This is a genomic window from Candidatus Pelagibacter sp. RS39 (assembly GCF_002101315.1).
In the GTDB taxonomy this organism is placed as follows: domain Bacteria; phylum Pseudomonadota; class Alphaproteobacteria; order Pelagibacterales; family Pelagibacteraceae; genus Pelagibacter.
Map to the genome: position 1 here is coordinate 588,910 of NZ_CP020777.1, position 25,797 is coordinate 614,706.

Sequence of the window (25,797 nt, forward strand, 5' to 3'; positions counted from 1 at the left end):
AATGGTTTAGACTATTTTTTTAGAAGTTTCTATATAAAGATACTAATACACCCTGAACTTTTACTCTATCAGGTCCAAATATTTTAGTTTCATAATTTTTGTTGGCACTCTCTAAAGCAACAACTTTACCTTTTTTCCTAATTCTTTTTAACATTGCTTCATGCTCATCAATTAAAGCAACAACAATTTTTCCATTATCAGCTGTATCTGTTCTTTTAATAATTACTGTATCACCCTCATGAATTCCAGCTTCAATCATAGAGTCTCCTTGAACTTTTAAACCAAAATAGTCTCCATTTTTCTCTAAATTACTTGGCAAAGGTATTCTTGAAACCTCATTTTGAATAGCTTCAACAGGTGTTCCAGCAGCAATTTTTCCTAAAACTGGCACCTCAACATCATCTGAGGATAAATTTTCCTCATCTAAACCACCTTTAATAACACTTGGTGAAAAATTGTTATAAATGTCATTTGCAGAGGCCGTTTCTGGCAATTTAATTACTTCTAATGCTCTTGCTTTATGAGCAAGTCTTTTAATAAAACCTCTTTCTTCTAAAGCACTTATAAGTCTATGAATTCCAGACTTAGATTTAAGGTTTAATGAAGCTTTCATTTCTTCATAAGAAGGAGAAACACCAGAGCTTCTCAACTTCTTGTTGATGAATAAGAGCAGGTTTTTTTGTTTTTTTGTTAGCATAAGAACAAATATCGTACAAAATCTGTTCTACAAAAGTTCTTTTCAATTCACAATAGTAAAAAAGGCAATAAAATAGGGAACTATTTGACTAAAGAACTGAGAAAATAGAATTATTTTCCAAATTTTTCAAAAGTGATTCACCAATTAGAAAAGTTTTAATAGATGTTTTATTAGAGAGTTCTAATAGTTCATCTTTATTTTTAATTCCACTTTCAGAAATTAATGGACCTTTATGATTAACTAAAACATCATGAATATCAAAAGTTGTATTTATATCGGTTTTAAGTGTCTTTAAGTTCCTATTATTGATGCCAATTAATGCATCTTCAAATTTTAAAGCTTGTTTTGCCTCCTCAACTGTATGTACCTCAACTATCACAGACATATTTAATTTAAGTGCTTCTTCATATAACTCATTCGCAAGACTTTCACTTACACCAGCTAATATAATTAATATTGCATCTGCTCCATGACTTTTTGCTAATGAAATTTGAAATTTATCTACAAAAAAGTCCTTACAAAGAATTGGTAAATTAATATTTTGTTTAATTTGACTTATATGTGTTAAATCTCCTAAAAAAAAATTTTCCTCAGTCAAAACCGATAAACAAGTAGCTTTATTGTCATTATATATATTAGCTATTTTAACAGGGTCATAATCATTTATGATTACACCTGCAGAAGGACTAGCTTTTTTGATCTCAGCAATAATTGAAAATTTGTTTTCCTTAATATTTTTTTTAATTTTTTCTTTAAAATTAACAAAAGTTTTATTTTTTTCTATTAATTCATTTAATGTATCTATTGAAAAATTTTTTTTAGAATTTTCAATTTTTTCTATTTTTTTTTTAATAATCTTTTCGAGTATATTTTCAGACATTTTGAATTTTTTCTAAATGTTGGATTACTTTATTTGATAAAATATGTTTTCTGGCGTTGTTATAAGCTTCGCTAAAATCTTCATGAGTTTCATTTACAATTAATCCTGCTGCAGCATTTAGACATACAGCTTTAGAAAAATCATTATCCTTACCCTCAAATATTTCAATCATTTTATTTGCATTGAATTTTGCATCATCTCCAATTAGATTTTCAAATTTATCTGCATTTACATTAAATTCTTTCGGATCAATGATAATTTCAGATATAACGTTGTTTTTTAATTGAATAATATTTGTTTTAGCATATGGTGAAATTTCATCTAAACCATCTTCACTATTAACGATCCATGCAAATTTAATATCTAAATTTTTTAAAGCATTAGCAAATGTTTTTAATAGTTTTTTTTCAAAGACACCAACAACTTGTCTTTTTACCAAGGCTGGACTACTTAAAGGTCCAATCATATTAAAGATTGTTCTTTTGCCAATTTTTTTTCGAGTGGGGCCAACATACTTCATTGCACTATGGTAATTAGGAGCAAACATGAAACCAAAATTATTTTTATTAATTTGAGCCTCAATATTTTCTGGTTCTAAATTAATGTTAATATTTAGAGCTTCTAAAACATCTCCAGATCCACATTTAGATGACACTGCTTTATTTCCGTGTTTTGCTACTTTAACACCCATACTGGCGAGTAATAATGCAGAGGCAGTAGAAATATTAAGTGTATTCATTCCATCACCACCAGTTCCGCATGTATCAACACAATTATCTACATTAACTCTTTTTGACTTGTCTCTAAGCACGTAAACACCACCAGCAATTTCATCTGAAACCTCACCTTTAGCCGACAAGAGCGTTAAAAAATCAAATATTTCCTGTTCGTTTGCTTTACCCTCCATCAATAATTCAAAAGCTGCCTTACTTTCTTCAAAAGAGAGATCTTCTTTATTCTTAATTTTATCTATGAATTGTTTCATTGATTTTAAATTTTAATAAAATTTTTTAAAATTTTAATACCTAATTTAGTTTTAATACTTTCAGGGTGAAATTGCACTCCATGAACATTATATTTTTTATGTTGAACACCCATAATTAAACCATCTTTACTCTCAGCCGTGATTTCAAGGTGTTTTGATAGTGATTTTTTATCAATAATTAAGCTGTGATAGCGTGTTGCTTCAAATGATTTTGGAAGATTTTTTAAAATTCCCTTTTTTTTTGAGATTATTTTACTTGTTTTACCATGCATTAGTCTTTTAGCTTGAATAATTTTAGAACCAAATACTTGTCCTATTATTTGATGCCCAAGACAAACTCCAAGTATTGGGATTTTTTTATATAAAGATTTTACTATCTTTAAACAATTACCTGATTGATTAGGATTACCTGGACCTGGTGAGATTACAATCTTATTATATCTTTTTTTTAATATTTGATTAGATGTAATCTGATCATTTCTTATAACATCTACCTTCACTTTCAATGATGATAAGTAATGATAAAGATTGAAAGTAAAACTATCGTAATTATCTATAAGAATTATTTTTTTCATTTTAAAGCATTAATCAAAGCTTTCGCTTTATTTACAGTTTCTTCATACTCTTTTAAAGGTTTGCTATCAGCAACAATTCCAGCACCAGCTTGAACATAGAATTTATCTTTTTTAGCTACAGCTGTTCTTAAAGCTATACAAGTATCAAATTCACCATTTGCTGAAAAATAGCCAATACCACCAGCGTAAACTTTTCTCTTAGTTGTCTCTAATTCATCAATTATTTCCATAGCTCTAATTTTTGGTGCGCCAGAAACAGTTCCTGCAGGAAAACCAGCTAGAAGTGATTTAAATTTTGAAAACTTCTTATCATATACACCGATAACATTAGATACTATGTGCATTACGTGAGAATACTTTTCAATAATAAAGCTCTCTGTTACTTTTACAGTATTAATTTTTGAAACTTTACCAGCATCATTTCTGCCTAAATCCAATAACATTAAATGCTCTGAAAGCTCCTTTTTATCTTGAAGAAGATCTTTTTCATAAAAACGATCCTCGCTCAATGTTTTACCTCTAGGTCTTGTTCCAGCGATTGGTCTTACAGTGATTTTGTTATCCCTTAGTCTCACCAGTATTTCTGGGCTAGCACCAATAATTTGAAAATCATTGAAATTGAAAAAAAACATAAAAGGTGAAGGGTTAGTCACTCTAAGTTTTTTATAAATATCAATTGGTTTTTTTGTTAGCTTAGCTTCAAATCTTTGACTTAAAACTACCTGAAATATATCTCCTAATTTAATATATTCTTTTGCTTTATTGACCATTTGCAAAAATCTATTTTTAGAAGTGTTTGATTTAACTTTAATATTATTTGATTTTAATTGAGTTCTATTATCTATATTTTTAATTGATGATTGAATAAGCAATCTAAAAAGATCTGATTTTACCTCATCATATTTTTTTTGATAATCTATAATTTTTTCATCCTTATAGATATTTCTTATATAGAAAATTTCTTTTTTTAAATTATCATGAATTATAAGTATTCTTGGTCTTAGAAGTCTTACATCAGGTATACTAAGATCATCCTTACAATTGTTCGGAATTTTCTCGATATATCTTATAGAGTCATAAGAAAAATATCCCGAAATTAAAGAACAAATTTTTGGTAAACTTTTAGGTGTTTCAAATTTAAATTCCTCAATAATTTTTTCGATTAAATTTTCTGGTTTATCTTTAAGTTTGACTTTTTTTTTATTTTGAATCAAATAAGAATTATTATTCTTAAATTCCCATATCTTATCAGGATTTTTTCCAAATATAGTGTATCTTCCTTTGATTTTACCTTTTTCTACTGACTCAAATATAAAGCTATTTTTTTCACTTAAAAAATTATCTATTAAATTCGAGATCTCTTCATCACCTTTGATTTTTTTTGAAGTATATATAATCTGATTTTTATTGCTTCTATGTCGAAACTTAAAATCTTTGAAGCTTCGATTTATGTTCATTGAAAGAAATTCTTAACTCGTTCTATTGTTTTTTGGTTTAAAGTAACATTATATCTACTATTAAGATATAGATCATAAGACTTTAACATATTATTTTTTAAATTCGAATTTTGTTTATTTGTATAATCTATAATTTCATTGTTATTATCAGTTAGTTCAACTTGGTAATCTTTGACTTTAGCCAAGTAAATATTTTCTTTTTCATCATTTATTAAAGTGAATGAATTAATTGGTAAAGAATATAAAATTTTGACTGCGTTAATATCAAATTTTTTGTTGTCTCTTATTGAATTTAATTTTGCTGTTTTGATATTTTGTTGGCCCATTTGTATAAATTCGTTATCATTAAATTCATTATTCTTAATTTTTTCTATTAAATTAGTATTGTAATCAAATTTATTCTTCTGAAAAATTAAATCTAAAATTTCTTCTTTAGTTTGACTGTTTGTTATATCGGGCTCTCTACTTTCGTTTTTTTGAATTTTGTATAAAACATAATCATCACCTAATTCAAAAATATCAAAATCAGTTCCTTTTAATTCAAAAATTTTTTTTTCAACTTCATTTTTATCAGATGAAAATAAAAAATCTTTAACCTTTGTGGATTTAAGATTTAGATTTGAAACAATCGAGTTGAATGGAACTTCGTTAGAAATATCAATCTCAATTTGATCAATTTTATCAAAAAAAGATTGATTAAATTCATCAACACCTATTAAATTTTTTGGATTAATTATTGAGTATTCAAAATCAAGATAATCAACTTTTAAATTCTCTTTATTTTCCTCTAGGAATTTTTTTAAATCATTATCAGTAAAATCACCTTTTTTTTTATAGAATTTATCCAAGTTAATGAAATCTATTTCTAATTTTTTATTTTGCTCTTCATAAAGCTTTTTTACTAAAAACTTTGGTGAAACAGTTCCGGCACCTACAAAACTGAACAAGTTTTTTTGTAATTCACGATTTTTAAGACGTAATTCAAATTGCGGTGCTGATTGATTATTTTCAAGTAAAAACTTTTCATATTTAAGTCTTTGAAAATTTCCTTGATCATCTAAAAAATTTTTATTTTTTTTAATCATTTTAAGTAGTGTTTCTTTTGAAATAATTAAATCATATTCCCTAATTTCTAGATCTAAAATTTTTGTCGAAACCAATCCAGACAATAATTCCTCAATAATATTATTATTTAAGTTTTCTCTTATTGTCTTTTGAGGAATTCCAGAATTATTTAAGTAATCAATAAATTCTTCCGTAGAAACGTTAGACTCATTTATTTTAACAATTGAGTTTGTATTTCCACTACTGAACATACTTCCCATACCCCAAAAAACAAAAGGAATGATCATTATGAAAACTAATATCCCAGCAAACTTTGTTTTGGCAAAATTTCTAAAACTACCTATCATTACTATATAAATTTATTGATCTATAAAAAGCAAACCTATAGATTAAATTTCAGTAGATGACAAATAAATATATGTATTTTATCGCAAATTGGAAAATGTTTGGTGGATTAAGTACATTAAATTCACTTACTAAAGTAATTAAATTTTTGAAAATTTTTAAAAAGTCAAAAAATACTAAAATAATTTATTGCCCACCGAATACATTAATTCACCCAATGTTTAAGAAGATCATGAATTCCAAAATTCAAGTTGGAGCTCAAAATTGTCATGAAAGTCTTACATATGGTGCTTCAACCGGTTCTATAAATTCTACGATGTTAAAGAATGTTGGAGCCAAATATGTTATTCTAGGTCATTCAGAAAATCGTGAGTCTGGTGAGACAGATAAATTAATTAATACTAAGATTAAAGCAGCAACTAAATCAGGTTTAAAAGTTATTTTTTGTATCGGTGAAACTTTAGGTCAAAAAAGAAAAAAAATTACTAACAAAATTTTATTAAAGCAAATTACATTAGGTCTGCAAAAAGTTAAGAGAAGAAAAAATATTGTTATTGCTTATGAACCTGTGTGGTCAATTGGGACAGGTGTTATACCTAAATCAGATGACTTATTTAAAACTATTAATTTTATTAAAAAGAAAGTTAAAAATATTAAAGTTTTATATGGGGGTTCGGTAAATCCAAAAAATATAAATGAATTAAAATTAATAAAAAATATTGATGGATTTCTAATAGGAGGAGCTTCACAAGATCCCAAAAAATTTATTGATATAATCAAAAAAACATATAATTAACCCTCATGGAAAACATATTGTTAGTGTTAAATATCATTCTAGCTTTAGTTTTAGTTTTGTTAGTTTTAATGCAAAAATCTGAAGGTGGAGCTCTTGGAATCGGAGTTTCTCAGGAAAACATGATGTTTTCAAAGTCAGCAGGAAATTTTATGACAAAAGCAACCGGTGTTGTTGCAACTCTATTTATCATATGCAGTTTAGCTTTAACGATCGTATCTAGAGGTGATTTAACACCTTCTAGCTCAGTTTTAGATCAAGTTGAAGAAGATACACCAACGATCCCAGAAAATAATAATTAATACTTTTCATTTACTTTTTTATTAGCTATAAGATACTTCCATGGCGCGATATATATTTGTCACTGGCGGCGTGGTCTCCTCATTAGGAAAAGGTCTTTCATCTGCATCATTAGCCTATTTGCTAAAATCTCAGGGATACAAGGTTAGATTAAGAAAAATGGATCCATATTTAAATGTAGATCCTGGAACAATGAGCCCATTTCAACATGGTGAAGTTTTTGTTACTGATGATGGAGCTGAAACTGATTTAGATTTAGGTCATTATGAGAGATTTACAAACATATCATCTAAACAATCAGACAATATAACAACTGGTCGTATTTATAGTGATGTTATTAAAAAAGAAAGAAAGGGAGGGTATCTTGGAAAAACAGTTCAGGTTATACCCCATATTACAAATCGAATAAAAGAATTTATAAAAAAAGATATTACAAATGAGGATTTTGTAATATGTGAAATTGGTGGAACAGTTGGAGACATTGAAAGTTTGCCATTTGTGGAAGCTATAAGACAATTTTCAAATGAACATGGAAAATCAAAAACTTTATTTATTCACTTAACATTTGTACCATTTTTAAAATCATCAGATGAAATCAAAACAAAACCAACTCAGCATTCAGTTAAAGAATTAAGAAGCATAGGTATACAACCTGATATTATTATCTGTAGATCTCAACAATCTATACCATTAGACCAAAGAAAAAAAATATCATTATTTTGCAATGTCCCAATTGATAATGTTATTGAAACAGTAGATGTGAGAACAATTTATGAAGCACCGATTAGTTTTTTTAATCAAAAACTGGATAAACAAGTTCTAAAATTTTTTAAACTTAAACCAAAAAAAAGACCTAACCTAAATCCATGGAAAAAAATAACTAAAATTGTATTGAATACAAAAAAATCGGTTAACATTGCAATAATTGGAAAATATGTAAATTTAAAGGATGCTTATAAATCTTTAGATGAAGCTTTGGTCCATGGAGGAATTGCAAATAACGTAAAAGTAAATCTAGTTAGAATTGAGTCTGATAACTTAAAAAATAATGAAATCAAAACAAAATTAAAAAATGTATCTGGATTATTGATACCAGGTGGTTTTGGTAAGCGTGGAACTGAAGGAAAAATTTCTGCAATTAGATTTGCTAGAGAAAATAAGATACCTTTCCTTGGTATTTGCTTTGGAATGCAAATGGCTATTGTTGAATTTGCACGAAATAAATTAAAGATTAAAAAAGCAGGATCAACTGAATTGGATAGAAAATGTTATCCAGTCATTGGTCTAATCAACGAATGGGATAAAGATGGAAAAATAATAAAAGGAACAGATAAAAATTTAGGTGGAACAATGAGATTAGGCTTATACGAAGCTAAATTAAGAAATAATTCTGCCATAAATAGAATTTATAAATCAAGTTCTATTAAAGAAAGACATAGGCACAGATATGAAGTTAACAATAAACTTAAAAATCAATTTGAAAATAAAGGATTAATTTTTTCAGGAATGTCACCAGATAATAAATTACCAGAAATAATTGAGCTTCAAAATCATCCTTGGTTTATAGGAGTTCAATTTCACCCTGAATTTAAATCTAGACCTTTATCTCCTCATCCTTTATTCTCTTCATTTATCAAAGCATCGAAAAATTATAAATGAGCAGTATTAAAGTAAATTGTAATAAAATAGAAATCTCAAACGACAGTAAAATATGCATTATTGCGGGTCCTTGTCAGCTTGAAACTGAACAACATGCAATGGATATGGCTGGTAAAATACAAGATATCACTAAGAAATTTGGTGTTGGATTTATTTATAAAACATCATTTGATAAAGCTAATAGAACCAGTCTTAAAGGTAAAAGAGGAGCAGGCTTAGATGCTTCGCTTCCAGTTTTTGATAAAATAAAGAAAGAACTCAATGTTCCGATTTTAACTGATATCCATAATATTGAACAATGCTCAATTGTTGCAAGTCATGTAGATGTTTTACAAATACCAGCATTTTTATGTCGTCAAACAGATTTATTAGTAGCTGCTGCTAAAACAAATAAAGTCATTAATGTAAAAAAAGGTCAATTCTTGGCGCCTTGGGATATGGTTAATGTTACAAAAAAAATTTCAGATTCTGGAAATAAAAACATTTTAGTCACTGAAAGAGGTGCTAGTTTTGGTTACAATACTTTAGTGTCAGATATGAGAGCATTACCCATAATGGCAAAAAATGGTTACCCAGTTATATTTGATGCTACTCACTCTGTTCAACAACCAGGTGGTCTTGGTGAAAAAAGTGGTGGACAAAGAGAGTTTGTAGAACATTTAGCAAGAGCAGCAGTTGCAGTGGGTGTTGCAGGAGTTTTTATTGAAACTCATCAAGATCCTGATAATGCCCCTTCCGATGGTCCAAATATGATTCCGTTAAATAAATTAGAAAGCCTATTAGAACAATTAACTGACATAGATAATTTGATTAAAAAATAAAAATAAGTGAGTAAAATTTCAAAAGTAAAAGCCCGACAAGTTTTCGATAGTAGAGGTAATCCGACAATAGAAGCTGAGGTTTTTGTGAAAAACCAAAGTGCAATTGCAATTTGCCCCTCAGGTGCATCGACAGGAACTTATGAAGCTTTCGAAAAAAGAGATAAAAACAATAAAAGATACTTAGGAAAAAGTGTTCTGAATGCAATTAATTTAGTCAACACTAAAATCTCAAACAAACTTAAAGGTCAAAGTGTACACAATCAAGAGAGAATAGACTCTATAATGATTAATTTAGATGGAACTAGACAAAAAACAAAGTTAGGAGCTAATTCTATATTAGCTGTATCAATGGCAGCAAAAAAACTTTCAGCAAAAATTAACAAACAACCATTGTATAAAACTTTCCTAGTAAAAAATAATTATAGATTACCCTTTCCACTTATGAATATAATTAATGGCGGAGCACATGCTAATAATGGTTTGAGAATTCAAGAATTTATGATTAGACCAGATCGTGCAAAAAATTTTTCTGATGCGATGAGAATTTGTTTTTTGGTGATTAAAAATTTAAGTAAGATTATTGAGAATAAAGGATTATCTACATCTGTTGGAGATGAGGGTGGATTTGCACCTATGATTAACAATAATAATCAAGCATTAGATTTAATTGTTTCAGCTATTAAGAAGTCAGGTTTTGTAAACGGTAAAGATGTTTCAATCTGTTTGGATGTAGCTGCAAATGAATTATATGAAAAAAATAAGTACTCTATTCATTCTAAAAGCTATATTTCTGTAGAAAAATCTATTCAAGAATATAAAAAAATTATTAATAAATACAAAATTAAATCAATCGAAGATCCTTTCGCAGAGAATGATTGGATGTCATGGAGCAAGTTAATGAAATCTCTACAAAAAGTACAGATTGTAGGTGATGATCTTTATGTCACTAATCTTGAGCGACTTAAGAAGGGTTTTTTAAATTTATCATCAAATGCAATTTTAATTAAACTTAATCAAATCGGCACTGTTTCAGAGACTTTAGATGTAATTAGATTTGCTCAAACTATAGGATTTAAAACAATCATTTCGCATAGATCTGGCGATAGTGAAGATACATTTATTGCTGACTTAGCAGTGGGTACTAATTCTAACCAAATTAAAACAGGATCTTTAGCTAGATCAGAAAGAGTTGCTAAATATAACCAATTATTACGTATAGAAGAAGAACTTGGAAAAAAAGCTAGAATGAATAAGATTCATTAATGCTTCAAAGATTAAAAAAAAATTATTTTCTACTTATATCATTTTTTTTAATTATATATTTTTTCTTCAATCTTTTATCAGGTGAAAGAGGATTAATTTCCTATTATGAAAAAAAACAAATTTTAAAAGATTTAAGAATTAAGGAATTATCATTAAAAAATCAAATAAATGACTTGGATTTTAAGAATTCATTATTAAGTGACAATCTAGATCTTGATTATATTGAAACTTTAATTAGAGAAAGATTCTTATTTGGGAAAAAAAATGAAAAAATCTATATTATAAAAAAAGATGAGACAAAAAATTAGACCAAGACATCCTGAAAAAATAAAAAATCCAATTAATCCAATTAAGAAAAAACCTGACTGGATTAGATCTAAATTAAATAATAGTAGAGAATTTTTTTTAACAAAATCAATTGTAAATAAGAATAATCTTGTAACAGTTTGTCAGGAAGCAAATTGTCCAAATATAACTGAGTGTTGGAGTAAAAGACATGCAACCTTTATGATAATGGGTGACACATGTACAAGAGCTTGTGCTTTTTGTGATGTAAAAACTGGTAAACCAGAAAAATTAGATAAGTTAGAACCAATTAAAATATCTCAAGCAGTTAAAAAATTAGATCTAAAACACGTTGTAATTACTTCAGTTGATAGAGATGATTTGGATGATGGTGGCTCAAATCATTTTTATGAAGTTATAAATCAAATTAGAAAAACTAATCCTAATACAACTATAGAAGTTTTGACTCCTGATTTTTTAAGAAAGGGTGATGCTTATAAGAAAGTACTTGAAGCTAATCCAGATGTTTTTAATCACAATATTGAAACTGTTCCCAGTCTTTATCTAAAAGTAAGACCTGGCTCAAGATACTTTGCATCTCTTGAACTTTTAAAAAATGCGAAAAAAATGAATAAGAAGGTTTTTACTAAATCAGGAATAATGGTTGGTCTAGGTGAGACTAGAGATGAAATCTTACAAGTAATGGATGATTTAAAATCTGCCGATGTAGACTTTTTAACAATCGGACAATATTTACAACCATCTGTAAAACACTTTCCACTAGATAGATATTATAAACCTGAGGAATTTAAAGAATTGGGTGATATTGCAAAAGCAAAAGGTTTTTTATTAGTTTCCTCATCACCTTTAACAAGATCTTCATATCATGCAGATGAAGACTTTTCAAAACTTCAACAAAATAGATTAAAAAACTATTAATGCCAAAAGCTTCAGTTAAGCGATTAATTGAATGTAAAAAAAAAGATCTAATCGATTTAGTTTTGGATATTGAAAAATATCCAGAATTTGTCCCATTCTGTTACGATGCAAGAATATATGAAAATAAAAATGAAGGTGATTTAACAAAAATAATTGCAGATTTAACAATAGGCAAAGGACCATTTAAAGATACTTATAAAAGCGACGTGGTTTTTAATAGAAAGGAAGACTCAATATTTGTTAAGAATATAGAGGGACCCCTGAATCATTTATCCAATAATTGGATTTTTGTAGATAAAGAGAATGGAATTACCGAAGTTACTTTTGATATTGATTTTGAAATCAAAAATAAATTTTTAAACTCTTTAATGGCAGTATCTTTTCAATTTGGATTAGAGAAAATAGCTGATGCATTTCAAAAAAGAGCAGAAAAGTTATTTAGCAGCTCTAAGAACTAGATTTAAGGCCTTTTTTACAGTAGCTTTTTGTATCAAAGATCTTTTTTTACTTTTGAATAAACACTTTATTACTTGGGTTTTGTTTCCTTTTTTTAGCCCAATATAAACTAAGCCTACAGGTTTTTCTTTAGTGCCACCTCTGGGTCCTGCAATACCAGTAATTGAAACATTGATATTGGCTTTTGAAATTTTAGATAAATTATTAACCATTGAATGGCAACATTCAGAACTTACGGCACCATATTTCTTAATAATATTCTTATTGACTTTTAAAATCTTAATTTTTGCTTGATTTGAGTAGGTGATCAAACCTAAATTAAATATTTTTGAAGCACCATTTATTGAAGTGATAGCACTGGCAAATAATCCACCTGTGCAGGATTCTGCAACTGATATTTTAACTTTTTTTCTAATTAATAATTTGATTAATGATTTCATTACACAAAATAACTGCTTAAAACCATAAAACAAATTAAAGATAAAACAACATAAAATCCTGCAATTACATCATCCATAATTACACCAAAACTATTTTTGAAGTTTTTATCAAAAAAACTTACAGGAAATGGTTTTGCAATATCAAAAAATCTGAATAACACAAAACAAATACCGTAAAAAATTAAAGCTTCATTTGGTGATTTTTCTGTGCCATGTGAAATTTCATAAAGATAAATCGGAATCGATTGACCAATAAATTCATCAATAATTACTTCTTTCGGATCTTTATTTTCATTATCTTTAATATGATGTGCTACAGCTGAAAAAGATAAAATGAAAACAAATATTAAAAATAATAATATTAAGTTTGAAGGTAAATTGAATATGTGAAAAAAAATGTAAAGAATAATTACTGTGGCTAAAGATCCAAAAGTACCTGGAATTTTTGGAATTCTTCCTAAACCAAACATTGTAACGAACAAAGTATTAAGAGTTTTAATCATATTTTGTTATTGAAATAATTACTTCACATGCAATAGCTTTTTCTTTTCCAATCAAACCAAGTTTTTCAACTGTTTTACCTTTTAAATTTATTAAATCTTTTTTCAACATCATGAGTTTGGATATAGAGTTAATGATATGATCTCTGTATTTTGATACCTTAGGTTGTTCACAAATCAAATTTATATCTAAATTATTTATAGAAAAATTTGATTTATAAAGACTTTCAATGACTGGTTTTAATATTTTTGGAGATCTAATATTTTTATATTTTTTTGTGTTAGGAAAAAAAGATCCAATATCTTTATTTCTCATTGCACCTAAAATAGCATCTATGATTGAATGTAAAATAACATCTCCATCTGAGTGTCCTTTCAATCCTGAGTGAAAAGGTATCTTAGCACCACCTAAATAAAGCTTTTTGTTTTTAACTAATTTATGAATGTCAAAACCAATTCCAAAAAAAGTTTTATTTAATTTTACATCACTTTTAAAAGTAATTTTATTATTAGTATTTTCTCCTTTTATAAACTTTATTTTTCTATTTTTATTTATAAATAAAGTTGCTTCATCTGTAATTTTATTTTTTTCATTAATTGCAAGTTCGTATAATTTTTTAAATTTGAATGCCTGTGGTGTTTGAGTTAGATAAGTGTTTTCTCTATTAAGATTAAATAATTCATTTTTTACTTTATATTTTATTGTATCTTTAGAATTTATATATGGAATTACAGCAATATTTTTTTTTAAATGATTTAATAGTTGTTTTAACAATTTTATAGTAAAATCAGGTCTCGCAGCGTCATGAATAAGAATGTTGTTAGGTTTATACTTTTTAAGATATTTTAAAGCTATCAAAGATGAGTCAGATCTTTCTTTACCACCCTTTATTATTTTGACTGAGTTATGAATTTTTTTTTTTTTAAAATGTTTAATGTTGTTAGTTACAACTAAAATATTTTTAAATAGCTTAGAATTTAATGATTTTTCAATAGAGTGATCAATAATTTCTTTATTTTTATAATTATAGAATTGCTTTGGTATTTTTTTATGAAATCTCTTACTTTTTCCAGCAGCTAATATTACAAAATAGTTGTTCATTCCTTTAAATACTATAATTCTTAAATATGGTTGAATTTTTGAAAAAAAATATTTTCATAATTTTCCTATCTAGTATCACACTATTTTTAGGATTTTTAACTTTTTTAACATTTATAGACAGAAGTTTTATTGAATTAAATCAAGATAATTTACAATATTTATTGCTTGTAAATATTTTATTACTTTTATTATTATTCGCATTCATTTTCTTTGAGGTTAAAAAATCCATTCGAAATGATATTGATAAAGATGGTTTAAAATCAAATAAAAAATATATTACTTATTTTTCACTTTTCACATTAATACCTTCAATATTAATTTCAATTTTTTCACTTTTTTTATTTTCTTTTGCACTTGAAAAATATTTCGATAAAAAAGTAACAACTGTCGTAAACAATTCCTATGAACTTGCCAAAAGTTATGTTGAGGAAGTAAGAAATAAGATTGAATCTGATATTATATTAATTGCCTTTGATACAAATAAAAGTTCTAAATTTTTAAATGACAATAAAAATGAATATATAAGGTTTTTAAAAACTCAAAGATTAATTAGAGATATTGATGAAATACATATCATTGATCAAAATAAAAAATTATTATTTACGAATTTAGATGATCGTACAAAATATATTCCTCCAATAGATAAAACACTAAAACTCGTATTAGATGATGATAGACCTCTTAAAATAATAAATGCTCCTGAAAATATCTCAGCCGCTATAATCAGACTTCAAGCTTTTGAGAATAGATTTTTATATATTGTAAAATATCTTGATAAAGATATATCAAAATATTTGAATGAGTCTCAGGAGGCAATTAATTTTTATTATACTGTTGAGGAAAGGAGCACAGGTATAAAAATTTCCTTTGCAATAATATATATAATTATAGTTACTCTTTTACTTTTCATATCAATTACTATTGCTATTAGATTTTCTTCAAGATTTTTTAGGTCTATAAATAATCTAATTTCTGCATCTACAGCAATAGGAGAAGGTGATTTAACCACAAAAGTTCCTGAGATAAAAACAGATAAAGATTTGGAAATTTTAAATAAGAATTTCAATTCAATGATTGTTAGATTAAAAAATCAGCAAGATAAATTGATTATTAATGAAAGATATGAAGCCTGGGGCAATCTTGCAAGAAAATTAGCCCATGAAATAAAGAATCCCCTTACTCCAATTCAATTATCAATCGATAGAATAAAAGAGAAATATATTCATCAGGTTGATAAAAATGAGAAAAATAATTTCGAGGAAAATTTGAAAATTATAAATAATCAGATTAAACAAATAGGTAATTTGGTTAATGAATTTTCTGATTTTGCCAGAATGCCTAAACCAGTTTTAAAGAAAAATGATTTAATTAAAATAATTCATGAAAATATCAAATTATTGTCCGAAATAGACTCTTCGATAACAATTAGTTTAGATAATAAAAAACCTTCAATCTTATTAAAGTGTGACAAAGAGCAAATTAGTAGAGTAATTTTTAATTTGATTAAAAACTCTGTTGAAAGTATCCAGCAAAAAGCTGAAAATACCAGTAATTTCGATAAAATTATTACTATTGAAATTTTTGAGAGAAATAACCAAATCTATATTATAATTAAAGACAGTGGGTTAGGTTTTGAAAATATTAAAAATAATATTAAAGATATTTTAAATCCTTACTTTACTACAAAAAAAAATGGTACAGGATTAGGTCTTTCGATAGTAAATAAAATTATTAATGATCATAATGGTGAAATAAATTTTGTTTCGATCCCAAATGGAGCAAAAATAGAAATTATATTTAATTAAATGAGCATAGAAATATTAATTGTTGACGATAATTCAGACATAAGAAATATCTTGAATGATCTTATTGAAGATGCAGGCTATAAAACACGATTAGCTGCAAACTATAATCAAGCGTTAAATGAAATTGACAAAAAAATGCCAGATGTAGCAATACTTGATGTTAAGTTAGATAAAGGTGACAATGATGGTATACAACTTCTAACACATATAAAATCAAAAAATAATGATGTGCCTGTAATTATGATTTCAGGACATGCAAATATAGAGATGGCTGTTAACTCATTAAAACATGGGGCATTTGAATTTGTCGAAAAACCTTTTGATAAAACAAGGTTATTAAATTTTATAAGTAGAGCTGTTGAAAATTTAAGTTTAAAGACACAAAACAAAGAATATGAGAATAAACTTTTCTCTTCATACGAATTAATTGGTGATAGTAAAAATATTATTAATATAAAAGACCAAATTGAAAAAATTTCCATTACCGAAAGTAGAATTTTTATTAATGGTCCCTCAGGTTCTGGAAAGGAACTGATTGCACGAAAAATACATAAAAACTCAAAAAGAAAGAATAAACCTTTTGTGATAATTAATGGTGCTTTATTAGATAATGACAAATATGATTTAGAGTTATTTGGAGAAGAAAAAAATGATGGATCTATATCTTACGGTGCATTAGAGAAAGCAAATAAAGGAACACTTTTGGTAGATCAGGTTTCAGAAATACCACTAGCAATACAATCAAAAATTTTGAGAGTTTTAACAGATCAAAAATTTAAAAGAGTAAATGGCAATAATGATATTAATGTTGATGTAAGACTAATTTGTTCATCTAGTAAAGATCTTAAACAAGAGATAGAATTAGGTAATTTTAGAGAAGATTTATTCCACAGATTAAATGTATTTGAAATTAATATTAAACCATTAAGTGAGAGAATTTCAGATATACCATTACTTATAAAGTATTTTTCAAATAAAATTTCTGAAAGTTATAATATTAAAAATTTAGAAATTGATGAAAACAATAGTTACATTTTGAATCATGAGTGGCATGGAAATGTAAGAGAATTAAGAAATTTAATTGAGAGAATTGCAATATTACAACCAAATACTCAAGAAAAAATATCTAATATTATTAAGGAGTCTCTAAAATCTGGGGCAAATATCAGTAGATTTAATGAAAATAGTTTATCCGTGCCTTTAAAAGAGGCTAGAGAAAAGTTTGAAAAAGAGTATTTAAGTCTTCAACTTAAAAAGTTTAATGGAAATATATCTAAAACAGCTACTTTTGTTGGCATGGAAAGAAGTGCCCTACATAGAAAACTTAAGGGTCTTGGAATAAAAGAATTTAATTAAAATGAATATTATAATTTGTGGTGCTGGAAGAGTAGGTTTCACTATTGCTAAATTACTTAGTGAACAGGGTCATTCTATTACTGTAATTGATCAATCAAGTGAAGATATACAAAAAATTAATGACTCACTTGATGTTAAAGCAATAGTTGGTAAAGCAACCTATCCTTCAATACTTGAAAAAGCTAATGCAGCTGAAACTGATATGATAATAGCAGTTACTAGAAATGACGAAATTAACATGTTAATTTGTCAAATAGCATACTCTATTTTTAATATTCCAAAAAAAATTTCCAGAATTAGATCCCAAGATTATCTAAATCCAAAATTTACTAGAGTTTATAATAAAGAAAATTTACCAATAGACGTAATAATTTCGCCAGAAATTGAAATTGCAAGATCAATACAAAGGAAATTAGAAGCACCAGGGGCTCTAGATAGCGTCCCATTTGCAGAAAAACAAATTAGACTTTTAGAGATACTTATTAAAGATAATTGTAAATTAATAGGTTTAAAGTTAAATGAATTAACAAATAAATTTCCAAATTTGGATGCAAACATAATTGCAATTATTAGGGAGGATAAATCTTTTATTCCGAAAAAAACTGATCAAATAAAAGAAAATGATAAGATTTATGTGATAATAAATTCATCCCAAATGGCTGAAACTTTAGAGGCCTTTGGTCATACTGAAAAAATATCTAAAAAGATTTTGATAATTGGTGGAGGTAATATTGGTTATAATCTTGCTAAAAACATTGAGGATACACTAGAGGGTGTGAGAGTAAAAATTGTAGAAAAAGATAAATTACGATCAGAATACCTTGCTAATGAACTCAATAATACAATTGTCATTAATGGTAATGGATTAGATGAAGAAGTTTTATCAGAGGCGAATCTTGATGAGGCAGAAACTGTTCTAGCACTTACAAACGATGATGAAGATAATTTGATGGTGAGTGTTCTTGTTGAAAAATTCGCTAAAGATCAAAAAGATATTGAAGATAAAAGAACAATGGCTCTCATTAATAAACCAAACTATTCTCTTTTACAGTCTTCATTAAAAATTGATGATTTAATTGATCCAAGAATGAATACAGTTTCAAGTATTTTAAAACATATTCATAAAGGTACAATTGAAAATGCTTATACAATTTCAAATGGTGAATATGAAGTAATTGAGGCAGAAATAATTGAGTCTTCAGAATTGATTAATAAAGAATTAAAAAATTCAAACTTACCAGATGAAATAAGAATCGGAGCTGTTTTAAGAAACAAGAAGGTAATTATCCCAAAATCTAATTTTGTTTTTAAAAAGGATGATCAAATTGTTTTAATTGTGAAAAAAGATGCAATAGGGGTCGTAGAAAATCTTTTTAGACTTAGCTCTGTTTAATTGAATGTTTAAATTACAGATTAAATATTTAAGTTTTTTTTTTGGTATTGTTTCAATACTTTCTTTTTTTAATATTCTTTATTCTTACTATTTTAATTTATATTTAAATTTAGATACTTATTATTTTACTTTACTAGCATCATCTACTTTATTTATAACTTTTTTTAAATTCGGAAAATATGATATTAAATCTAATATTTTTCAAAGAATATTAACCATTATTTTAGGTTATCTATTAATACCTTTAGTTTTATCAATTCCATTTTATTTCAGTATTTATAATCTAACTTTTTCAAATTCCTATTTTGAAGCAATATCAGGATTTACATCTACCGGTTTTACAATTTTTGAAAATATAAAACTTATTGATCAAAGTCTAATTATCTGGAGATCAACTACTCAATGGATAGGTGGTCTTTATTTTTTGTTCTCTATAATTTATCTAATCGATATTTACGATGACAGCTTTAAAAAAACATTAACAAATTTTATATCTTTTAATAGTTCAGAAATTTTAAAACAAGTGACTAAAATTTTTATTTTATATTCATCATTGACAGTATTAATATTTATAATTTTAAATATTTTTTCAATAAGAACATTTGACTCATTAAATTTGTCTTTAACAATAATTTCATCAGGTGGTTTTTTACCTGTCAATGAATTGTCAACAATAATTAAAGAAAATGCTCAAATAATCATATTTTCATTGTTGATGCTTTTTTCTTTTTTTAGTCTTTTCTTTTCATACAATTTAATTTTTTTAAGAAAAAAAAATGTTAATTTTTTTTATGAAGATCTACACTTATTTGTTTATTTAATAATTGTTACTACTATTTTTTTTCTTTTTTTTAGTTTCAATTATGATTTTTTTATAAATCTTTTTGCAATAATTAGTAGCATGTCTAATATTGGTTTTTCATTAAGTTCTGGCCAAGAAAATTTAAACTTTATATATCTGATCTTGGTAATTATAGGTGGATCTTTTTTTTCAACAAGTTCTGGTTTAAGATTTATAAAAATCTATTCACTATTTAAGTTTTCTATAAATCAAATTTTATCTTTTAGTAGACCTAAAAATGTTTTTATGAACAAGTTAATTTTCACAAAAATTAATTTTAATCTTGATGAAATAAATAAATATTTTCTAACAATAGTAATATTTATTTTATCTTTCTTTATATTAACTTCATTATTAACCTTAAGTGGAATAACATTTGTTAACTCTTTCAAGTTAGCAATTTTAACTTTAATGAATACTGTCAACTCCTCAATCTATGGTTTAAAGGAATTTGATTTTTATAATCTTCAATTATTAAGTAAATATTGTCTTATTTTCTTTATGATTGTAGGTAGGGTAGAGTTATTAACAATTTTACTTTTGATAAAAAAATTCCTTTTTAAAAATTAACTTATTATTGTATATGTAAGATAAATTTTTGATGCGCCCTTAGCTCAGCTGGATAGAGCATCGGTTTTCTAAACCGAGGGTCGTAGGTTCGAATCCTTCAGGGCGCGCCAGATATCATTTTTTCGCTAATATTTTTATATAATTATTATCTTGACTTAAATCTCATTAGGTCAAAATATCTTATAAATTTCTCTTGAAGAGTATTTTTGAACATGCTTAAATTGTGAATATTCAAAAGCAATTTTGAATTATTTGTTAACAAATAAATAAACAATAGGAAGAAATATGTTTAAATACTTAAAACAATTAACTTCTTTAGTTGCTATGGTAGCTGTGTTGTTCACTTTTACAACAGAGTCTATGGCTGCTAAAAAATCTAAAACACTTAAAAACACTCAAAAAAAGGGTTTTGTAAGATGTGGAGTATCTCAAGGTCTTCCAGGATTTTCTAATGCTGATGCTGCAGGAAATTGGACTGGTGTTGACGTTGATGTATGTAGAGCGGTAGCTGCTGCAGTATTAGGTGATGCAAACAAAGTTAAGTTTACACCACTAAGTGCTAAAGAAAGATTTACGGCTTTAACTTCTGGTGAGATTGATATCTTATCAAGAAACACAACTTGGACTCTTTCTAGAGATGCTGATATCGGACTTACTTTCGTAGGTGTGAACTTTTACGATGGACAAGGTTTCATGGTAAGAAAAAGTTCAGGTATTACTTCAACAAGCCAATTCAAAGATGGTATCTCAGCTTGTACTAACATTGGTACAACAACTGAGTTGAATATGAGAGATTTCTTTAATTCAAAAGGAATCAAATATGAGCCAGTTGCTTTCGAAAAAGCTGATGAAGTTGTAGCTGCTTACGATGCAGGTAGATGTGATACTTACACTACTGATAAATCTGGTTTAGCTGCTCAAAGAACAAAAATGAAGAATCCTGATGAACACATTGTTCTACCAGAAACTATTTCTAAAGAACCTTTAGGACCAGTTGTTAGACAAGGTGATGCAGTTTGGGAAGATATCGTAAGATGGTCTTTGAACACTATGATCGAAGCTGAAGAGTATGGTATTACTTCAGCAAATGCAGACATGATGAAAACTTCTGATAACCCAGCTATTAAAAGATTAGTTGGAGCTGAGGGTGAATTAGGTGCTGCTTTTGGTCTAGATAATGACTGGAGCTTGAGAATTATCAAGCAAGTTGGTAACTACGGTGAAAGTTATAAGAGAAATATAGCTGACACTGGAATTTTGCCAGATAGAGGTCCAAACCAATTATGGACTAAGGGCGGAATACTTTACGTTCCACCTGCAAGATAATTGTAGTTTAAAACATTTAAAAAGGGCTAGATTTTTCTAGCCCTTTTTTTTATAAACTCATATATTATCACCATTGTGAATTTTAAACTTAAAGATATTCTTCCACAATTAATTACAGTTACTGCTGTTGTTTTAGTCTTTGGTTTTTTTACTTATAACGCACAAATCAATATGGAAAACAGAGGTATTGATTTTGGTTATGGATTTTTATCTCAAGAGTCATCGTTCGATGTTCAATTTTCTTTAATAGAGTACGATGGTTCACATTCATATTTTAGAGCGTATTTAGTTGGATTATTAAATACAATTCTTGTTTCAGTTATTGGTATTATAATTGCAACTATTTTAGGTGTAATAGTTGGTGTAGCAAGATTATCACCTAATTATCTTATAAATAAATTTGCAGCTTTTTATGTTGAATTCTTCAGAAATATTCCGTTGCTACTTCAAATATTCTTTTGGTACTTTGCAGCATTAAGAGCTTTACCACTTCCACAAGATGCAGAGGCAATGTTTGGTGTTTTTTTCTTAACTATTAAAGGATTATATGTTCCAGCATTCATCTGGCAAAATTTTAGTGTTTTCTTTTATTCAATAGTTGCAGCAATAATTGCAATAATTGTTATTCGTATTCATGCTAAAAGAGTTCAAGCAAACCAAGGAAAACAAATACCAGTATTTTTGATATCAATAGGATTAATATTCATTTTACCTCTTTTAAGTTTTTTAATTGGTGGAGTAAGTCTTTCATTTGAGGTTCCTGTTTTAAAACAGTTGGCAACAACATCTTTTATTTATGAGGGAGGAGTAAGTTTACCTCCAGAATTGATAGCCCTTACTTTATCTTTATCTCTTTACACAGCTACTTTTATAGCAGAATGTGTAAGAGCAGGAATTCAAGGTGTTGGTAAAGGACAAAAAGAGGCGGCAGCATCAATAGGATTAACTCCAAATCAGGTACTTAAACTTGTAATTATGCCTCAAGCTTTAAGAATAATAATTCCACCAACAACAAATCAATATCTAAATTTAACAAAAAACTCTTCATTAGCAGCAGCGATTGCTTATCCAGATTTAGTTTTGGTTTTTGCAGGAACTGCATTAATGCAAACTGGTAAAGCTATTGAAATAGTTTCTATAACTATGTTTACTTATTTAACCTTAAGTATTTCAATCTCACTTTTAATGAATTGGTACAACAAAAAAATTGCAATACAGGAAAAATGATGTCAAAAATAAATTTTTTAAAACCTGATAAAGATAAACTAAATACTTTCTTATACTTAGGCTCTTTTTTATTTTTTATTAGTGTATTGGATGTTTTTTTTAATGCATTTTTTAGTTTAAATTTAACTAGTTTCTTACCAGGTTTTTTAAGTTTTTTATTACCATTAATATTAGGTTTTATTGGACTTTATTTCATAAGGATAGAATTTAGTGGGATAAAACAATTAGATCTTTTAAATAAGCATATTAATACTAATAACTTTAATGCACTTTTATCATTACTTATAATATTTGTAATTATTAAATCCATTCCACCAATTCTTAGTTGGTTTGTAGTAGATGCTAGTTTTGCTGGTGACACTAAAGATGTTTGTACTGGCTCAGGAGCATGCTGGACGTATATTAAAGTTTGGATGAGAAGATTCATGTATGGCATGTACCCTAATGCTGAGCAATGGAGAATAAATTTATCATTTATAGCCTTAGTATTAATGGGATCAGTTGGTTATTTTGCTACTGATAGATTTAAGAAATACTTAACACTATACTATGTAGTTATTTATCCTCTGATTGCATTTTTGTTTATCTTTTTCTTTATATCTGGTGGCCCCGTATTTTTTGATTTTTCATATGGGATTATTGCTGCTATTTTATCTATTATTATTGGTTTTTTTATACCTGCTAAATATAAGTTTTATTATTTTTTAATTGTACCCTTAGCTCTGTATATAACTTTAAAGTATTTTATATTTTTTGAGGAATATATTGAGTTAGGTAAATTAGATGGTCTAAATTGGGTAGAGACAGGTGCCTGGGGAGGATTATCTTTAACATTTATAATATCTTTTTTCTGCTTAATTTTCTGTTTTCCAATAGGAATGGCTTTTGCTTTAGGTAGAAGATCAAATTTTCCTCTAATTAGATATATTTCAGTTGGCTTTATTGAATTTTGGCGAGGCGTACCTTTGATAACAGTACTATTTATGTCAGCAGTAATGTTTCCGATGTTTCTACCAGAGGATTTCTTCATTGATAAGTTAGTAAGAGCAATTATTGCAATTTCATTATTTGAAGCTGCTTATGTGGCAGAAGTTATACGTGGTGGTTTACAAGCTTTACCGAGAGGCCAATATGAAGCTGCAAAATCATTAGGCATGGGTTATTGGAAAATGCACATATTTGTTATACTTCCACAAGCACTTAAACTAGTAATTCCTGGAATTGCCAATACATTCCTTGCTTTAGTTAAAGATACACCATTAATATTTGTTGTAGGTTTACTAGAAATAGTTGGAATGTTAAATTTAGCCAAAACTAATCCAGAATGGTTAGGTTTTGCTATGGAAGGTTATGTTTTTGCTGCAATAATTTTCTGGATTATTTGTTACGCAATGAGTAAATATAGCTATAATTTAGAACAAAAATATAAAACAGATAGATAGAAATATGTCAGATAGTATTATCCAAATTAATAATATGAACAAATGGTTTGGTGACTTTCAAGTTCTAAAAAAGATTAATTTAGAAGTTAAACCAAAAGAAAAAATTGTGGTATGTGGTCCATCAGGATCTGGAAAATCAACTTTAATTAGATGCATCAATAGACTAGAGGAACATCAAGAGGGAAATATTATTGTTGATGGAACTGAATTAACAGAAGATACAAAAAATATTGAGCAAATAAGAGCTGAAGTTGGTATGGTGTTCCAACAATTTAATTTGTTTCCGCATTTGTCAATATTAGATAATTGTACATTAGCTCCTATTTGGGTAAAAAAAATGCCAAAGAAAGAGGCGGAAGAACTAGCATTAAAACATTTAGAAAGAGTACAAATTCTTGATCAAGCACAAAAATATCCAGGCCAATTATCTGGAGGACAACAACAAAGAGCTGCAATAGCAAGAGCTTTATGTATGGAGCCAAAAATAATGCTTTTTGATGAACCTACATCAGCTTTAGACCCTGAGATGATTAAAGAAGTGCTTGATGTAATGGTTAATCTTGCAAAACAAGGTATGACTATGATTGTTGTAACACATGAAATGGGTTTTGCTAAAGAAGTTGCTGATCAAATGATATTCATGGATGAAGGAATGATAGTAGAAAAAGCGGATACTAAGGAATTTTTTGCTAATCCTAAGAGTGATAGGACTAAACTTTTCCTCAGCCAGATACTATAGATACCAGTAATTTCAAGGAATTTTTCTTAAATTATACCCTAAGAATTGCTTGACATATTTTTGGAATAGCAGGCATTTCCAAAAAAATAAAAAAATAATATTGTTGCAGGAAAGATTAAAAACTTGTTCAATCTGTTTTTAATAAAAATTAAGAGGGGTCTTAATGGAGGATAATTTTAATAAGCATTTAGGCAATAAGCTTAAGCTTAGAAGGTTAGCTTTAGGTTTAACACAAACAAAAGTAGCAAAAGCAATCAACGTCACATTTCAACAAATACAAAAATATGAAAAAGGAACTAACGGAGTTAGTTCGATAAGATTATTACAATTATCAAATTATCTTAAAGTTCCAATAAACTATTTCTTTGAAGATTTTTCAGAATACTTAGTTAATTTAGAAAAATCTCAAGAGGGTCATATGAATGTGAATTATAATTTCTTAGTTAAATTATATTCTGAACTTAATGCTGATCAAAAATTGAAATTTAATAAATCGTTACAGGTTTCAAACAATATTTCAAAAGTTGGATAAAATT

Annotated in this window: 26 protein-coding genes and 1 tRNA gene; 18 read left to right on the forward strand and 9 right to left on the reverse strand. The window is 27.2% G+C overall.

The features are described from left to right. Positions 1 to 19: 19 nt before the first annotated feature. The 6 genes from lexA to B5L73_RS03150 form a co-directional block, all read right to left on the reverse strand. On the reverse strand, positions 20 to 697 hold the full coding sequence (gene lexA, locus B5L73_RS03125) for a transcriptional repressor LexA (protein ID WP_085147727.1): 678 nt from the start codon (positions 695 to 697) through the stop codon (positions 20 to 22). A gap of 88 nt (positions 698 to 785) precedes the next feature. Next, entirely contained in the window at positions 786 to 1,577 is a 792-nt protein-coding gene (locus B5L73_RS03130) for an indole-3-glycerol-phosphate synthase (protein WP_085147729.1), read from the reverse strand. Further along, the gene (gene trpD, locus B5L73_RS03135; RefSeq protein WP_085147731.1) at positions 1,570 to 2,562 is read right to left on the reverse strand and encodes an anthranilate phosphoribosyltransferase; all 993 of its coding nucleotides are present in this window, start codon (positions 2,560 to 2,562) and stop codon (positions 1,570 to 1,572) included. Before trpD ends, B5L73_RS03130 begins: the two co-directional genes overlap by 8 nt. Positions 2,563 to 2,567: 5 nt before the next feature. Further along, complete coding sequence (locus B5L73_RS03140) at positions 2,568 to 3,137, reverse strand: anthranilate synthase component II (protein WP_085147732.1); 570 nt, start codon at positions 3,135 to 3,137, stop codon at positions 2,568 to 2,570. Then, positions 3,134 to 4,594, reverse strand: a complete 1,461-nt coding sequence (gene trpE, locus B5L73_RS03145) for an anthranilate synthase component I (RefSeq protein WP_085147734.1) — start codon at positions 4,592 to 4,594, stop codon at positions 3,134 to 3,136. Before trpE ends, B5L73_RS03140 begins: the two co-directional genes overlap by 4 nt. Beyond that, complete coding sequence (locus tag B5L73_RS03150) at positions 4,591 to 6,006, reverse strand: SurA N-terminal domain-containing protein (RefSeq protein WP_085147736.1); 1,416 nt, start codon at positions 6,004 to 6,006, stop codon at positions 4,591 to 4,593. Before B5L73_RS03150 ends, trpE begins: the two co-directional genes overlap by 4 nt. A gap of 56 nt (positions 6,007 to 6,062) precedes the next feature. Between B5L73_RS03150 and tpiA the strand changes: the two genes are divergently transcribed. Genes tpiA through B5L73_RS03190 form a run of 8 tightly spaced genes read left to right on the forward strand, consistent with a single transcriptional unit; the run spans position 6,063 to position 12,522 of the window. Further along, complete coding sequence (gene tpiA, locus B5L73_RS03155; protein WP_085147739.1) at positions 6,063 to 6,800, forward strand: triose-phosphate isomerase; 738 nt, start codon at positions 6,063 to 6,065, stop codon at positions 6,798 to 6,800. Between the two features lie 5 nt (positions 6,801 to 6,805). Then, a complete protein-coding gene (gene secG / locus B5L73_RS03160; protein ID WP_085147742.1) occupies positions 6,806 to 7,099 on the forward strand; it encodes a preprotein translocase subunit SecG in 294 nt (97 codons plus the stop codon). 40 nt (positions 7,100 to 7,139) lie between these two features. Next, positions 7,140 to 8,756 (forward strand): CTP synthase, encoded by a 1,617-nt coding sequence (locus B5L73_RS03165; RefSeq protein ID WP_085147744.1) that lies wholly within the window; start codon positions 7,140 to 7,142, stop codon positions 8,754 to 8,756. Next, entirely contained in the window at positions 8,753 to 9,577 is an 825-nt protein-coding gene (kdsA, locus tag B5L73_RS03170; RefSeq protein WP_085147746.1) for a 3-deoxy-8-phosphooctulonate synthase, read from the forward strand. Before B5L73_RS03165 ends, kdsA begins: the two co-directional genes overlap by 4 nt. A gap of 6 nt (positions 9,578 to 9,583) precedes the next feature. Continuing rightward, positions 9,584 to 10,840, forward strand: coding sequence for a phosphopyruvate hydratase (gene eno, locus B5L73_RS03175; protein ID WP_085147748.1), 1,257 nt, complete (start codon positions 9,584 to 9,586; stop codon positions 10,838 to 10,840). Then, positions 10,840 to 11,148, forward strand: a complete 309-nt coding sequence (locus B5L73_RS03180; RefSeq protein WP_085147750.1) for an FtsB family cell division protein — start codon at positions 10,840 to 10,842, stop codon at positions 11,146 to 11,148. Before eno ends, B5L73_RS03180 begins: the two co-directional genes overlap by 1 nt. Continuing rightward, the gene (gene lipA, locus B5L73_RS03185; RefSeq protein ID WP_085147752.1) at positions 11,132 to 12,064 is read left to right on the forward strand and encodes a lipoyl synthase; all 933 of its coding nucleotides are present in this window, start codon (positions 11,132 to 11,134) and stop codon (positions 12,062 to 12,064) included. The genes B5L73_RS03180 and lipA overlap by 17 nt, the downstream gene beginning before the upstream one ends. Further along, complete coding sequence (locus B5L73_RS03190) at positions 12,064 to 12,522, forward strand: type II toxin-antitoxin system RatA family toxin (RefSeq protein WP_085147754.1); 459 nt, start codon at positions 12,064 to 12,066, stop codon at positions 12,520 to 12,522. Before lipA ends, B5L73_RS03190 begins: the two co-directional genes overlap by 1 nt. Here the strand turns inward: B5L73_RS03190 and B5L73_RS03195 are convergent. The 3 genes from B5L73_RS03195 to ispF are packed head-to-tail and all read right to left on the reverse strand — an operon-like array spanning position 12,499 to position 14,562. Then, complete coding sequence (locus B5L73_RS03195) at positions 12,499 to 12,960, reverse strand: CinA family protein (RefSeq protein WP_232309636.1); 462 nt, start codon at positions 12,958 to 12,960, stop codon at positions 12,499 to 12,501. The two genes, B5L73_RS03190 and B5L73_RS03195, sit on opposite strands and share 24 nt — an antisense overlap. Next, positions 12,960 to 13,463, reverse strand: a complete 504-nt coding sequence (locus B5L73_RS03200) for a phosphatidylglycerophosphatase A family protein (protein ID WP_085147758.1) — start codon at positions 13,461 to 13,463, stop codon at positions 12,960 to 12,962. The genes B5L73_RS03195 and B5L73_RS03200 overlap by 1 nt, the downstream gene beginning before the upstream one ends. Beyond that, complete coding sequence (gene ispF / locus B5L73_RS03205; protein ID WP_085147760.1) at positions 13,456 to 14,562, reverse strand: 2-C-methyl-D-erythritol 2,4-cyclodiphosphate synthase; 1,107 nt, start codon at positions 14,560 to 14,562, stop codon at positions 13,456 to 13,458. Before ispF ends, B5L73_RS03200 begins: the two co-directional genes overlap by 8 nt. Before the next feature lie 26 nt (positions 14,563 to 14,588). On the opposite strand from ispF, the gene B5L73_RS03210 reads away from it, so the two are divergent. The 10 genes from B5L73_RS03210 to B5L73_RS03255 all read left to right on the forward strand — a co-directional run bounded on the left by B5L73_RS03210 (position 14,589) and on the right by B5L73_RS03255 (position 25,793). Continuing rightward, positions 14,589 to 16,367 carry a sensor histidine kinase NtrY-like gene (locus tag B5L73_RS03210; RefSeq protein ID WP_085147762.1) on the forward strand — a complete coding sequence of 593 codons (1,779 nt, stop codon included), beginning with the start codon at positions 14,589 to 14,591 and terminating at the stop codon, positions 16,365 to 16,367. After that, positions 16,368 to 17,723: a sigma-54-dependent transcriptional regulator gene (locus B5L73_RS03215; protein ID WP_085147764.1), complete on the forward strand. Its 1,356-nt coding sequence runs from the start codon at positions 16,368 to 16,370 to the stop codon at positions 17,721 to 17,723. 1 nt (position 17,724) lies between these two features. Further along, positions 17,725 to 19,116: a Trk system potassium transporter TrkA gene (gene trkA / locus B5L73_RS03220; protein WP_085147766.1), complete on the forward strand. Its 1,392-nt coding sequence runs from the start codon at positions 17,725 to 17,727 to the stop codon at positions 19,114 to 19,116. Between the two features lie 4 nt (positions 19,117 to 19,120). Next, the gene (locus tag B5L73_RS03225; protein WP_085147768.1) at positions 19,121 to 20,527 is read left to right on the forward strand and encodes a potassium transporter Trk; all 1,407 of its coding nucleotides are present in this window, start codon (positions 19,121 to 19,123) and stop codon (positions 20,525 to 20,527) included. 33 nt (positions 20,528 to 20,560) lie between these two features. Next, positions 20,561 to 20,637, forward strand: a tRNA-Arg gene (locus B5L73_RS03230). A gap of 175 nt (positions 20,638 to 20,812) precedes the next feature. After that, positions 20,813 to 21,853, forward strand: a complete 1,041-nt coding sequence (locus B5L73_RS03235) for an amino acid ABC transporter substrate-binding protein (RefSeq protein WP_085147770.1) — start codon at positions 20,813 to 20,815, stop codon at positions 21,851 to 21,853. Between the two features lie 75 nt (positions 21,854 to 21,928). Next, positions 21,929 to 23,080 (forward strand): amino acid ABC transporter permease, encoded by a 1,152-nt coding sequence (locus tag B5L73_RS03240; RefSeq protein ID WP_085147772.1) that lies wholly within the window; start codon positions 21,929 to 21,931, stop codon positions 23,078 to 23,080. Continuing rightward, complete coding sequence (locus B5L73_RS03245; RefSeq protein WP_085147774.1) at positions 23,080 to 24,522, forward strand: amino acid ABC transporter permease; 1,443 nt, start codon at positions 23,080 to 23,082, stop codon at positions 24,520 to 24,522. Before B5L73_RS03240 ends, B5L73_RS03245 begins: the two co-directional genes overlap by 1 nt. Positions 24,523 to 24,526: 4 nt before the next feature. Beyond that, positions 24,527 to 25,261, forward strand: coding sequence for an amino acid ABC transporter ATP-binding protein (locus tag B5L73_RS03250; protein WP_085147776.1), 735 nt, complete (start codon positions 24,527 to 24,529; stop codon positions 25,259 to 25,261). 163 nt (positions 25,262 to 25,424) lie between these two features. Next, positions 25,425 to 25,793, forward strand: a complete 369-nt coding sequence (locus tag B5L73_RS03255) for a helix-turn-helix domain-containing protein (protein ID WP_085147780.1) — start codon at positions 25,425 to 25,427, stop codon at positions 25,791 to 25,793. Positions 25,794 to 25,797: the final 4 nt, after the last annotated feature.